We start from the raw sequence: 12,838 nt of genomic DNA on the forward strand, positions 1-12,838 counted from the left end.
GGCTACCCGCTAATTGATCACCGCAGCCGTCCAACTCGCGATTTTGTCGGCCATTTCAAGGCTCGCGCGATCAAAGGCTTCGACGATACTCGAAACGCTGTTTGCGCTTGCTGTCCTATCAAGGACGATGCGCGTGACTGCCAGTGGTTCCGATTCTTTGGATCGGCTTAGTTCCACTTGCGCGGCGATGCGAATGATCGGGGCCGCGTCGGGCCCCTGCTCGTAATAGGCTGCAAAAGAAGAAAGCCGTGCGGATAGGACGTAATGATCGGAAGCCACGCTCTGGACAGGGATATATGCGTGATCGATTTTGCGCGCTACGCTTCCGGCAATAGCCTCGCGGATCATCTCGGGCGCAGGCCTCATCCACCGTGCTTTGGCCAGATACGTGACTTCGCGATTCTCGATCGTGAGGATCCTGTCTCCATCGGCCCCAGGCGGAAGCGTCGGTCGCGTAATATACACCGGAATCCACTGTCGTGCAATTTCACGCTCCGGTACGGGCGTGCTGCTGATCCGGTACAACGTCGATTTGCCGCCAGTTCCCAGAATATTCCCGCAACCAGAAAGGCAAATTAGCGCGCCCGTCAGCAAAAACATTCTTGCAGAGATCGTTTTCATTGGGGGAGCTTCCTTTCACGAGGGGTCCGTCGTAGCTGGCCGGCGAGCTGCTCGATTTCCTGCGCCGCGCTATCGAGCGATTTCAAAGTTGCAGCAATCCCGGAGCCGTCGGGCGCCGCCAATCCACTCGCGGCGTCATCAAGCCTGTGAATGACCACCCTCGCCTCGGCGATCCCCTCTCGAAGATCTCGAGCAGCTGCCGAGACATCGGCAAACGTCTTGCGACCGTCGCCATCGATCGCCGTGCGCGCCGATGCGGCCGCGGCCTCGATATCGGCCGCCGCCCGGTCCAGGCGTGCAAACGCTTGTTCAGCCTTGCTGAACATTCCGCGACTAGATCGCAATTCCGCCGTGGTAGCTCTTACATCCGCAATAGCAGCCGAAACATTTTCGATATTCTCGTCGGACAAGGTCCGGTTGACCCTTTCCAGGGCCTGCGAAGCGTCCGCCAACAATGCGCCACCTCCATCCATCAGGGATTGTAGCGAACTTTTTTCCGCCTTAATCACTGGGAGCGTTTCCTTGGAAACCTCCTTCAACAACGGCTTAGAGGGCGTCCCCGCACTGATCTGGATGTAGCTTCCGCCGGTTATGCCTTGCGACTCCGTCGCGGCGGTAGAATCGACGCGCACAGGCGTATCCTCGCGCAGGCGCACCCCTGCAAGCACCCTGTTTGGATTTCTGGGATCAAGACTAATACGCGTGATTTCTCCCACCGGAATTCCGTTGAACTGCACCTCGCCTCCCTCGCTAAGACCGCGGACGGGACCATCGAAAATGATCCGATACTCGTCGAAATTACGGGCGAATTGGGATTGACCGAGCCAGAGGATGAAGCCGAAAGCCGCCGCTAGCAGAGCCAGCGTCAGGCCCCCAATCAGACCGTAGTTCGCGTCGCGTTCCATTAACGGTTCCTTTCCTTGGCGCGCTCCGCCCGCCCTCCCAAAAACGCCCTGATCCAAGGATGGTCAGACCTCTCAAGTTCCGCGATTGGCGAAACCTCGACAATTTTCTGATCCGCAACCACGGCCACGCGGTCGCTGATGGAATACAGGCTGTCGAGATCATGGGTCACCATCACGACAGTAAGCCCCAGCGTGTCGCTCAGCGTCCGTATCAGCTGGTCAAATTCGGCGGCGGCGATCGGGTCGAGGCCCGAAGTGGGTTCGTCAAGGAACAGCAATTCTGGATCGAGCGCCAAGGCCCTCGCTACGCTTACACGTTTTCGCATTCCGCCTGAAAGTTCAGCGGGCATTTGCCGGCCCACCTCGGCATCGAGTCCGACAAGGCCGATTTTCATCAGAGCCACGGCCTCGAGCCACGGCTCTCTAAGACGGGTATGTTCGATGAGAGGAGCCTCGACATTTTCTTGCACACTAAGAGAAGAAAAAAGCGCGCCATTTTGAAACATGACGCCAATTCGGTGATCAATTTCCGTACGATCAAAGCGACTCCCAATTTTTTTCTGAAAGATTTCGATTGTCCCATGGCTAGGCGCAATCAGGCCCAAAATGGTGTTCATCAGGACGGATTTTCCACTACCGGACCCTCCGACGACACCAAGAATCTCGCCACGATGGACTTCTAGGTTCAAATCCTGGTGGATAATGTGATCGCCAAATCGGGTTTTAAGATTCTCCACCCGAATAACGATGTCCGGATCGCAAATCATATTTCGAGCACGTTGAAGAGAATTGCAAAGGCGGCATCCAGAAGGATGATTGCGAATAGCGCTTGGACAACGGCGACGGTCACCCGCCCGCCCAGATCCTCAACATCTCCGCGTACCGAAAGGCCGTGGCGACATCCGGCAAGCGCAATCACAATGGCCAGCACCGGTACTTTTGCCATTCCAACCCAGAAGTGTCGGATATCGACCGCAGCTGAGAGTCGTTCGGCGAAATATGTCGGGCTCACGTCGAGTATGCCCCAGCTGACGACAAGCCCGCCGGCCAAACCAGCCAGCATGGCAACAATCGCCAGGAGGGGCATAATTACAAGCAATGCCAATACGCGTGGCACAACCAGCGCGTCGAACAGGTCGATGCCCATCACCTTCATTGCCTGCGTCTCTTGATTCATTCGCATTGCGCCGATCTGGGCCGCGAAAGTGGAAGCGGACCGACCGGCAAGTAGTATCGCGGGAATGAGGACGCCGAACTCGCGGAGGACGGATATGCCAACCAGTTCGACGACCAGTTCCGATGCACCCAATGTCTTGAGCAGATCGCTTCCTATGAGAGCCACCACTGCGCCGATAAAGAATGTCATGATCGCTATGAGTGGCAGCGCATCGAAGCCGGCCTTCTGAATTGACGACGCCAGTGCGATCAATCGCATCCTTTTGGGATGTGCAAGAGATTTCATGAGCGCCACCTCAAGTTGGCCGAGAAATCGAGCGCTTGCGCCGATTTCCTGGACAGCTCGATAAACTTTTTGGCCAAGACGCACGTGAAATGGGGGAGTTTTGATTGGCGGGACATCGCGGTCGGCCATGGCCGAGCCCACCAGCGCGAACAGATCAGCAAGATTGGCGGGCAGGTCTGCGGTAAATGCCGCATTGGGTGCGAGAGTCAGGATGGCGAGCGCGCCTGCGCTGTCTATCCTTCCCAGGTTTCCGAAGTCGCTTGAGAAGGAGAGGTTCGAGGGACTCAGAACATGCCCGGAAAGGCCTGCGATCGACATCGTTGTCCAGTCACCTTCAACGACCAACGTTGAAATGCCATCTCCTTCGCGAACGAAGATGTTCGGTGCTGTGCGCGCATTCATCGCAGCAAGTCTCCAACCGGTGTCGGGAGAGCGGATCGCCCGTGGCAACTCCCTCTCCCATAACCCGTCATCGAGCGGATCATGCCAGCAAGCGGGACCACTGACCCCACACATTTAACCATGCCGATCCACACATCGCGCCTTGCCTCAATGACATTATGTAAACGTCACCGTAGCGTTATATCAGGTCGCTTGCAAGGAGTATGCTGCGCACAAATCGGCCGACAGATCGTTTGAATAAGCACAGGATACTCTTGCTAAGGTTAGATAAAATTGTCAGTTGAAATCCCTATGAGATTCTTTCTGAACCGATATCGCACCTTAGAGTTCATATTAACGACACTCGTAGGTGACATTAAATCTTTGCTTGCACTTGCCATCCCAGGCCGAGTGATTTTTGCAGGGCGATCCATGACAGCGTGAGCGCCGCCTTTCCCCGGACGAGGTCGGTTGCCGCCTGCTGCTGTTTGCGAAGCGTGCGATTTAGGTCGGCGCGCGAGATCACTCCGCCGGCAAATCGTTGTCGATCAAGATCGGCTGCGCCATCTGCCTGGGACTTGATCTGCGCGAACGCCACCAGGGCAGAGCGCTGCTGGCTAAAGCGCGACAACGCGCGCTCGGCGTCCTGAAGTGCAGAAAGCACCGTCTTTCGATAGTTGGCAACTGCCTCGGCACGGACGGCGCTCGCCTGATCGACCGAGGCATCGACCCTTCCGAAATCGAGGAAGTTCCACTGCAACTGTGGAATGGCGAGAATTGACGGATTGCTCACATCAAAGAGATCGTCTGGCGACGTTCCGCCAAGTCCCAAGATTCCCATGAATGACAGCTTCGGAAATCGTGCAGCCTCCGCAACACCGATCCGAGCCGTTGCTGCCGCCAGGCTGCGTTCGGCCGCGCGGATGTCGGGCCGACGTGCGACAAGGTTGGAGGGGTCGCCCACGGCGACCTGTTCCGGCGGGAGGGGAACATCGAAGATCTGTTTCAGCGCTTCGTCCGTTGTCCCTGGGATCTGTCCAGCTAGAATGGCAAGCGCATCGAGCAATACCGCCGTGTCAGCTTCGGCCTCGGCGAGCTGAGACTTGAGCAGCTCGAGCTCGGCATTTGCATTGCCGAGAGGGAACAGGGGCAACACGCCTTGCTGATACCGTTGATAGGTTAGCGAGAGGGTTTGCTGCTGCAACTCGCACTCGGTTCGGTACGCTTTGGCTCGAAACTGGGCCTCGCGCAGGTTGACATAGGCATTGGCAACTTCGGCGGTCAGCTGGACCTTGGCATCCTCCACATTGGCAACCGCTGCCGCGGCCTGAGCGTTGCCGGCCTCGATCCGTCGCTGCGTTCCTCCTGCGAAATCCAGCTCCCAGTTAGCGTTGAGCCCGAGATTGTAGACACTGAGGCTATCATCCGCCTGTCCCTGCGGACTAACAGGCGCGCTCGCCGAAGGCGGGGCACTGTTCTGAATATCAAGGCCCGGCAAGCGGCCCTGAATAGCCGTCGCCTGGGTTCCAAGCGTCGGAAATCTTCCGGCCTTCTCCTGTCTCACGGATGCCCGCGCCTGCGCAATCCGCGCTTGCGCAGCCTGAAGCGAAGGATTGTCCGATAACGCAGCCTCGATAAGCCTGGTCAATTCCGGATCGTTCAAAAGGAGCCACCACTCTGCCAGCTCGGGCTCGGTATCGATGATGTTACCGCCGGCACGGACAAAGCCGTCATTTCGGTTCGCCGAGAATACTTCTGGAGGCCCGGCGTAGTCTGGGCCCGCAACACAACCGGCCAGCAGAAACGAGGCGAGAAGCGATATTACAGATTTTCTTATCATGTCAGGCTCAGTGCATCGAAAGGGAAACATTCTTGGGAAGCGGCTTCAAAAAGATGACCAAAGGAACGGTCATCAAGGTCAGGACGCCCATCACCAAGAATACATCATTGTAGGTCATTACGAACGCGTCCCGCTGGATGGTCCGGCCTAGCATCGACATGGCACCCTCCATCCCGCCGAAGCTTTTCGCGAGTTCATCAAGATAAATCTGGAGTGAAGCACTGTTGGCATTCAGCGTCTCTTCCATGCGCCGGCTATGGTGCCAGATCCGCTGGTCCTGAAACGAAGCCAGTCCGGCCAAAGCGAAAGATCCTCCGAGATTTCGAGCGGCGTTAAAAATACCGGAGGCATCGCCAGCATCTGTCTTTGCCACCGAGGCTACGGTAGCCTGGTTCAGGAACATCATGGCCAGAATCATGCCAACACCCCGAATAAGCTGGCTTTCGATGAATACGGCGCCCCCAGATTCCGCGGTGAGGCTTATGCTGACGAAACAGCTGGCCGCCATCAGAAGCATTCCGACACCGACGGCAATGCGAATGTGGAGTCTGCGGATCATGAAGGGCAGGATCGGCATAAGCACAAAAGCCGGAATACCCATCCAAAATATAACGAGCCCGGTTTGAAAAGCGTTATAATCGGATATGATCGCAAGAAATTGGGGAATGACGTAGGTCGAACCATACATGACCATTCCCAGGGCGAGAGCCATCACCGCAACGCTTCCGAATTGGCGATTGAGAAGGAGGCGGAGTTTCAGGACGGGCTTCGACGCGTTCAGCTGCCCGTATATGAGTGAAGCGAAACCGATAACGGCAATGAGTGCCAGCCAGCGAATAAGAGCGGATTCAAACCATTCCTCGCGATGCCCCTCCTCAAGCAACACAGTCAAAGCGCCCAACCCCAGAATCAGGCCGGCAATGCCCGCCCAATCAGCATCGGTCAGATACTCCCACTTCGGCTCTTCGTGAGGAAGCCCGACGAATAGCAGCAGCAGCAGTACGGCGCAGATTGGAACATTGACAAAGAAGGCATAGTGCCAGCTCAAATTTTCGGTCAGCCAGCCACCGATCAGCGGCCCCATGACCGGACCCAGAATCACTGTCATGCCGAACAGCGCCATGCCGATCGGCTGTTGATGGGGCGGCAATCTTTTCGCCACGATGGTCATCGCAGTTGGTATCAGCGCACCACCCATGAAACCCTGACCCGTGCGACCGATGATCATGGTCGTGAGGTCGGTCGCCATACCGCAAAGAATTGAGAAGCCGGTGAACGCGGAAACCGCAATGATGAGCAGGTTTCGCAGTCCAAAAAGGCGTTCAAGCCAGGCGCTAAGCGGAATTACCACAATTTCGGCAACGAGAAATGCGGTGGCAATCCAAGTGCCCTCGGTGCCGCTGGCTCCGATTTCGCCCTGGATCACCGGAAGCGCGGAATTGACGATAGAGATATCGAGTGTTGCGAGCATGGCGCCAAGTGCACCCGCTGCGACCGCTATCCACGCGGTGATATCGGCATTCCGCCTTTCTGCAGTCGGAGTACCAGAGGCGCTGTTCGATGCCAACTCGGCGGTCATTTGTCGGTACTCGAGATCTCTTTCAGCTCTCCGGCAGCGTTTCGCGTGTCGACAACTGCCACAACCGACATGCCCGGGACGAGCAGACGACGCACTTTGGGCGAGGCTATTATCGCGATACGAACCGTTATCCGCTGAACAATCTTGGTGAAATTCCCTGTGGCGTTTTCGGGCGGCAGGATCGAAAATTCTGCTCCGGTTCCGGGCGAGATGCTCTCAACGCGTCCAGCAATCTCAAAGTCGGGAAGAGCATCGACCTCGAGCCTGACCGGTTGCCCCGCCCGCAAAAGGCCGACCTGCGTCTCCTTGAAATTAGCGATGACGTAGATTTCGTTTACCGGAACCACCGTCATCAATCGCTGACCGGGCTGAACGAATTGGCCGACCCTTACTGTTAGATCGCCAACGCGACCTCCCTTGCTGGCTCGCAGCAGAGTCGATGTGACATCTAGGTCGGCCGCTTCCAGCTGCGCGCGGGCCGCGTCAGCTTGGGCTTCGGTCTGGTCGATCTGTTTGAACAAGGTGGCCCTCCGACCGTTGGCAGCAGAGACTGCTGCCTGGGCAGCAACAAAGTCGGCGTGCGCTTGCTGCGCCTGTGTCTCATATTGTTGAAGCTTTTCTCGCGGCTCCGCACCGGTCGCGGCAAGGGGGCGATACCTCGCTACCTGCTCATTGGCGAGGTCGAGCGCCGCGCGCTTGGCGGCGAGTTGGGCCCGCGCCTGCCGAATCGCTGAGTCCTGTTCGGTTACTTGCGAGCGGATTGTGTCGGCGCCGGCCAGCGTCGCCGCAATTTGCGCACGCGCCTGTTGCGCCTGGGCTCTATAATCTCGCACATCCAGTTGCACGAGCGCCTCGCCGGGACTGACCCGCCCGTTCTCAGAGACGAGCACCGCGTCCACGTATCCGGCCACTTTTGATGAAACCACAACGCTGTCGGCCGCGACATAGGCGTTGTCGGTCGACTGCATGTACTGCCCATAGGTGACATGCCTGTAATACCACCAACCACCTGCAATCAGCGCAGCAGTGATGGCTATGATGAGGATGAGGCGAAATTTGGGTTGCGATTTCAGGCTGGATGCGGGCGCGCGATCCTGTTCCCGCTCATTTGGTTCGTCGGTCATCTGCCTCTTTCGAAGGATTTTGGACATGTGCTAAGTCGCTTCATGGCGTGGCGTAGACCGTTCCATCCGGTTAGTAAAATCGTTTAGTAATTTGCGTTTTGGCATTCCCACGAAACGGACTAGGCAGCGGTATGAACGCAAATCTCGACACAATGCCGCCACGGCTTCGCGAAGGCGCCCTCACCGACGACGACCGTATGCTATATTTGATGGACGAGATTAGTCGGGGGGCGAGGCGCGCTTATGACGCACGGATTGCCAAGATTGGCCTCAATCAGACGCAGTGGCGCATCATCGGACAACTTCTCCGCGAACCATCGTTGACGCAGGCCGGAATTGCCAAGCGACTAGAGTTGGAATCCGCCACGATCGGTCAAGCCGTCGCTGGCCTTTGTGGGAAAGGATTGATGGAAAGGCGACGAGCCAAAACGGACGGCCGGGCATGGCAGCTCATCCTGACCCGCGAGCTCGACAGGTTGTTGCCCCAACTGAGAGAATCCGCGGACGGGCTGCATAGGGTCCTATGGCGGAACGCCACGCGCGACGAAAAACGGACGTTGCTGGACATTCTTGTGCGGATTGCGTCGAATCTCGATCAGAGCCGGACCGATGCGGAATAGGACATATGCCTGGGTTCCGAGATAAACCGATAGGAGACATCGCACGCGCCGCCGAGATAGGACAGATTCTTGTCCGGCACGGCGCCAAAAGCCTGGCGGGCGCTCTCGGAGTCATTCCGCATCCGGCCAAGTCAATCGATCCAGGTGAATTGCGGCCGGCGGCGGTCGTCGCACTCCTGCGCGACATTGGTCCGGTCGGAATAAAGCTTGGACAGCTGCTGGCGACGCGCAGCGATCTGTTTTCCAGGTCCTGGATTGCTGCCTTCGCGACGCTCCACGATCAGGTTTCTCCGGTGCCATTCGAAGAAATCGAGCCCATCCTTGCCGCAAGCTGGGGAGCTGACTGGCGAGGGGAATTCACCCAATTCGATGAACAACCACTGGCTTCGGCTTCGGTAGCGCAGACCTACTCTGCTTCGCTGCTCGACGGCGCCGACGTTATCATAAAGGTGCGGCGTCCGGGCACTGCTGCGCGAATGGAGGCCGATGTGCGGCTCCTGACGCGCCTCGCCGCCGTTGCCGAGGATCGATCCCCTGAAATCGCCCGCTATCGCCCCGTAGAGTTCCTGCGAACCTTTGGCAGAAATCTTGCCTGGGAAATGGATCTGGCAGCAGAAGCTCGTGCATGCGAGCGTATCGGTGGCTATCTTGATACGCTTGGGATCAAGACTCCAACAATTCATTGGGAACTGACGGGGATACGGGTCAACGTCCAGGAGCGGCTGTATGGAACGCCCGCGTCTGCGATCGAGGCCGAATCGACCGACCCACGCGTGGCGGCGTTCGCGAGACAATATGCGAATGCAGTCCTGCGCATGATCATTCTGAATGGCGAATTTCATGGCGATCCGCATCCAGGCAATGTTTTCCTTATCGGGGAACAGGATGTGGGCTTTATCGACTTCGGATCGGTCGGCACTCTCACAAAGGCGAGGCGCGAGGAACTGGTACGACTTGTCATGGCTATAGCCGACGAAGACACAGCAGACGTCGCGAACGTGTTGCTCGAATGGGCTGGAGATCCGAAAGTTGACCGTGATGGGCTCACCCAGAATTTGGACCAGCTGATCGGTGAGTTCAGGGGAACGGTCCTTTCGGGGATTGAGTTCTCGCATATTTTCAGCCGCGTGTTCGATCTCCTGCGAGACTATCAGCTCGCACTTCCGCCTGATCTGGCGATCCTTCTTCGAACATTGCTCACGGCGGAAGGGTTTGCGCGTTCCTTTGCGCCTGACTATAATATCGGGGAGGAAACACGCCCCATCATGTTGGAGCTGTTCGCAGAAAGATTCTCCCTTGGCAGGAATCGCGCCAATTTAAAAAAAGTTCGCCGACAACTCCTCGCCCTAGCGGCGATCATGCCTGACCTTCTCGATAACGCCGCCGCTATAGCCAAGTCCGGGCATGTGCCTGTCCAGATTGATCCGGCAAGTTTTGAGAAGCTCGCAGCCATTCGCCGCGCGAGCCAGCCTGTCAAAGGTCCTGTGGCGGCCGCACTTATCGTCTCCGCGGCGCTGCTTGCGAATCAATCCTGGGTGCTTGCAAGTGTTGCAGTGGCTCTTGCCGGGTTGGTTCTTCTGCGCAAATGGCGATAAGATCGTTGCTCAGCTTGAACGGGCCAGCGTCCAATATCAGGCCAACTGAGAACTGGAGTTTATGATGACACTGCAGAAGCCAGTCGATCCGGTCCCCGCAGCCACCATGCTGTTGCTTCGCGACGAGCCGGAGTTCCAGGTGCTGATGGTCAAGCGGCATCACCAGATCGATTTTGCATCCGGCGCGCTGGTCTTTCCCGGTGGAAAGCCTTCTGCTGCCGATGAAGCGCCTGAATGGGCCGATTATTGCAGGGGCTGGAAAACGCTAGATCCTACGCAGCGCACCCTTCGGATTGCCGCGATTCGTGAAGCCTTTGAGGAAGCAGGCATCCTGCTGGCCGATCATCGCGACGGTAGCGAGTTCGAGGATATTTGCGATCTTGAAAGCCGCAAAGCCGTCGAGCGAGGCGAGCGCGAATTTTTCGACATTGTGCGCGAGGCCGATGTGCAACTGCGCCTTGATCGCCTGAGCGAGTTCGCGCGGTGGATCACGCCCAGCTTTATGCAAAAGCGCTTCGACACTCATTTCTTCGTCGTTCGCGCCCCAGAGCGCCAGATCGCAGCATGTGATGGATATGAAACCGTTGATGCGGAATGGCTTTCGCCAAGCAAAGCCCTGAAACTGGGTGTCAGCGGTGAACGAACGATCATCTTTCCCACGCGATTGAACCTGCAACTGCTAGCCGAAGCTGCGAGCGCAGACGATTGCGTCGCGCGGGCCAAGGCTCGCGAAATCGTGCCGGTCCTTCCAGAAGTCATCCAGCGAGACGGCAAGAACATCCTCACTATCCCCGCCGACGTGGGATACGGCACAGCCTTCGAAGTTATCAGCTGAGATAGAAGCAAGCAAGTGACCGGCCCCCACCGAGTGGTCCGCTGGGATTGTTAGTGCATTGACGCGTCCATCGCCAGTGTTGGCCGCAGGTGGAGCGAAGCGGAACCGGCGGGCGACACTGGCGATGGAACGGCCTCCGGCGCCGGTGGTCGATATCCCAGCGAGCTGTGCGGCCGGACGGTGTTGTAATGCCGCCGCCAAGCCTCGATCAGGATCCGGGCCTCCGCGAGCGAGTAGAAGATCTCGCCGTTGAGCAGCTCATCGCGCAGGGATCCGTTGAAGCTTTCACAATAGCCATTCTCCCATGGCGATCCGGGCGTGATATACAGCGTCTTCACGCCGATCTGGGCGAGCCATTGCTGCACCGCCGTCGCGATAAACTCCGGGCCGTTGTCCGACCGGATATGCGCCGGCGGCCCACGCGTGACGAACAGCTCGGCCAGTGCCGCGAGCACGTCGTCGCTCTTGAGCTTACGCGCCACCGGCAACGCCAGGCACTCCCGGCTCGCCTCGTCGATGATCGACAGGATCCGGTATTTGCGACCATCGTGCGTCCGGCCCTCGACGAAGTCGTAGGACCAGACATGGCCGGGATATTCTGGCCGCAGCCGGATGCACGATCCGTCGTTCAGCCACAGACGCCCGCGCTTCGGCTGCCTTTGTGGCACCTTCAGCCCTTCGCGGCGCCAGATACGCTCAACCCGCTTGCGGTTCACATGCCACCCCGCATCGCGTAGCAACGCCGTCACCCGGCGATAGCCATAACGACCATATTGCCGGGCCAGTGCGATGATATCCTCAGTGAGGGCCGCTTCGTCATCCGCCCCGCGTGGCGCCTTGCGCTGCGTCGATCGGTGCTGCCCGAGCACGCGGCACAGCCGCCGCTCGGACACCGGCATCATCATTCTGATGTGGTCGATACAGCGCCTGCGGCGTGCGGGGCTCAGAAGTTTCCCCGGGCAGCCTCCTGCAGGATCAGCTTGTCCAGCGTCAGGTCCGAGATCGCACGACGAAGCCGCGCATTCTCCTTCTCCAGATCCTTCATCCGACGCGCCTGATCGGTCTTCAGGCCGCCATATTCCTTGCGCCACCGATAATAGGTCTGCTCGCTGATCGCGATCCGACGACACGCCTCGGCGGTCGTAGCGCCCTGCGCAAGCACAACCTCCGCCTCACGTAGCTTGCCGATAATCTCTTCCGGGCGATGCTTCTTGCTCGGCATTCTATATCTCCTTCGTCGTCCAAAATATCATCAATTTTGGACCACTCAGAAGGGGGCAGATCAAACCGCGATCGCTGCTATCGTCACCGATCCCGATCAGTTCCGGTCGGGAAGGCAATTCGCCGCCTGGCTCGGCCTAACTCCGCAGCAGCACTCCACCGGCGGCAAGACCAGGTTGGGTGGCATCTCGAAGCAGGGAGACCGATATCTGCGCCGACTGCTCGTCGTCGGCGCCACCGCCGTCATGCGCCACATCAAGGATAAGCCAACGCCCATGGCCGACTGGATCAGGAAACTCTCGGAGAAAAAGCCGTTCAGGGTCGTCTCCGTGGCGCTTGCCAACAAGTTGGCCCGGATCGCCTGGGTCGTGCTGACCCGGAAGGAAGCCTATGGGCCCTATCAACTGACGACCTAACAGAATACCGAACAACCGAATTGGCAGTGGCAGTCAATGATGAGTAACGATCGAGCCAATGGTGAAACCAACCCGTCTGATTCAATGCGCTTCAACCGCGCGCCAACTTGATTAGGCCGTGTTGACAAAAGGGATTCCCAAATCCTCCTCCTTCTGATTCAAGACTGCTTTTTGAGGATCAGTCATGGGTCGCGGGGATTTGTCGGATGCGGAGTGGGACCTGATTGGGCCGCTGCTGC

General features: G+C 58.0%; 11 protein-coding genes and 1 pseudogene. 4 read left to right on the top strand and 8 right to left on the bottom strand.

What is annotated here, in order from left to right; translation table 11 throughout:
• Positions 1-9 precede the first annotated feature (9 nt).
• The 7 genes from P1IM2_RS05850 to P1IM2_RS05880 all read right to left on the bottom strand — a co-directional run bounded on the left by P1IM2_RS05850 (position 10) and on the right by P1IM2_RS05880 (position 7,912).
• Complete coding sequence (locus P1IM2_RS05850) at positions 10-621, bottom strand: ABC-type transport auxiliary lipoprotein family protein (protein ID WP_081997347.1); 612 nt, start codon at positions 619-621, stop codon at positions 10-12.
• On the bottom strand, positions 618-1,526 hold the full coding sequence (locus tag P1IM2_RS05855; RefSeq protein WP_054588698.1) for an MlaD family protein: 909 nt from the start codon (positions 1,524-1,526) through the stop codon (positions 618-620). Before P1IM2_RS05855 ends, P1IM2_RS05850 begins: the two co-directional genes overlap by 4 nt.
• The gene (locus P1IM2_RS05860) at positions 1,526-2,293 is read right to left on the bottom strand and encodes an ABC transporter ATP-binding protein (protein ID WP_039575408.1); all 768 of its coding nucleotides are present in this window, start codon (positions 2,291-2,293) and stop codon (positions 1,526-1,528) included. Before P1IM2_RS05860 ends, P1IM2_RS05855 begins: the two co-directional genes overlap by 1 nt.
• Positions 2,290-3,504 (bottom strand): ABC transporter permease, encoded by a 1,215-nt coding sequence (locus P1IM2_RS05865; protein ID WP_260833931.1) that lies wholly within the window; start codon positions 3,502-3,504, stop codon positions 2,290-2,292. The genes P1IM2_RS05860 and P1IM2_RS05865 overlap by 4 nt, the downstream gene beginning before the upstream one ends.
• Positions 3,505-3,745: 241 nt before the next feature.
• Positions 3,746-5,209: an efflux transporter outer membrane subunit gene (locus tag P1IM2_RS05870; RefSeq protein WP_039575413.1), complete on the bottom strand. Its 1,464-nt coding sequence runs from the start codon at positions 5,207-5,209 to the stop codon at positions 3,746-3,748.
• Positions 5,210-5,216: 7 nt separating this feature from the next.
• Entirely contained in the window at positions 5,217-6,788 is a 1,572-nt protein-coding gene (locus P1IM2_RS05875) for an MDR family MFS transporter (RefSeq protein ID WP_095385529.1), read from the bottom strand.
• Positions 6,785-7,912, bottom strand: coding sequence for an HlyD family secretion protein (locus P1IM2_RS05880; RefSeq protein ID WP_054590305.1), 1,128 nt, complete (start codon positions 7,910-7,912; stop codon positions 6,785-6,787). The genes P1IM2_RS05875 and P1IM2_RS05880 overlap by 4 nt, the downstream gene beginning before the upstream one ends.
• 131 nt (positions 7,913-8,043) lie before the next feature.
• On the opposite strand from P1IM2_RS05880, the gene P1IM2_RS05885 reads away from it, so the two are divergent.
• The 3 genes from P1IM2_RS05885 to P1IM2_RS05895 all read left to right on the top strand — a co-directional run bounded on the left by P1IM2_RS05885 (position 8,044) and on the right by P1IM2_RS05895 (position 10,962).
• Positions 8,044-8,532, top strand: a complete 489-nt coding sequence (locus P1IM2_RS05885) for a MarR family winged helix-turn-helix transcriptional regulator (protein WP_095385532.1) — start codon at positions 8,044-8,046, stop codon at positions 8,530-8,532.
• A 5-nt stretch (positions 8,533-8,537) separates the two neighbouring features.
• Positions 8,538-10,127 (top strand): ABC1 kinase family protein, encoded by a 1,590-nt coding sequence (locus P1IM2_RS05890; RefSeq protein ID WP_039575416.1) that lies wholly within the window; start codon positions 8,538-8,540, stop codon positions 10,125-10,127.
• Positions 10,128-10,191: 64 nt separating this feature from the next.
• Positions 10,192-10,962 (top strand): NUDIX hydrolase, encoded by a 771-nt coding sequence (locus P1IM2_RS05895; protein ID WP_054590306.1) that lies wholly within the window; start codon positions 10,192-10,194, stop codon positions 10,960-10,962.
• A gap of 50 nt (positions 10,963-11,012) precedes the next feature.
• Here the strand turns inward: P1IM2_RS05895 and P1IM2_RS05900 are convergent.
• Positions 11,013-12,184, bottom strand: a protein-coding gene (locus P1IM2_RS05900; protein WP_095387322.1) for an IS3 family transposase whose coding sequence is annotated in 2 segments (ribosomal slippage) — positions 11,013-11,920 and positions 11,920-12,184 — 1,173 coding nt in all. Because the reading frame shifts where the segments join, the coding sequence is not laid out codon by codon here.
• Between the two features lie 64 nt (positions 12,185-12,248).
• Here P1IM2_RS05900 and P1IM2_RS05905 point away from each other — a divergent pair.
• A pseudogene (locus tag P1IM2_RS05905) lies at positions 12,249-12,599 on the top strand (transposase); the annotation flags it as partial.
• Positions 12,600-12,838 lie beyond the last annotated feature (239 nt).

Origin of the sequence: Sphingopyxis sp. P1IMeth2 (assembly GCF_900185685.1) — a bacterium.
GTDB classification, from domain to species: Bacteria; Pseudomonadota; Alphaproteobacteria; order Sphingomonadales; family Sphingomonadaceae; genus Sphingopyxis; species Sphingopyxis terrae_A.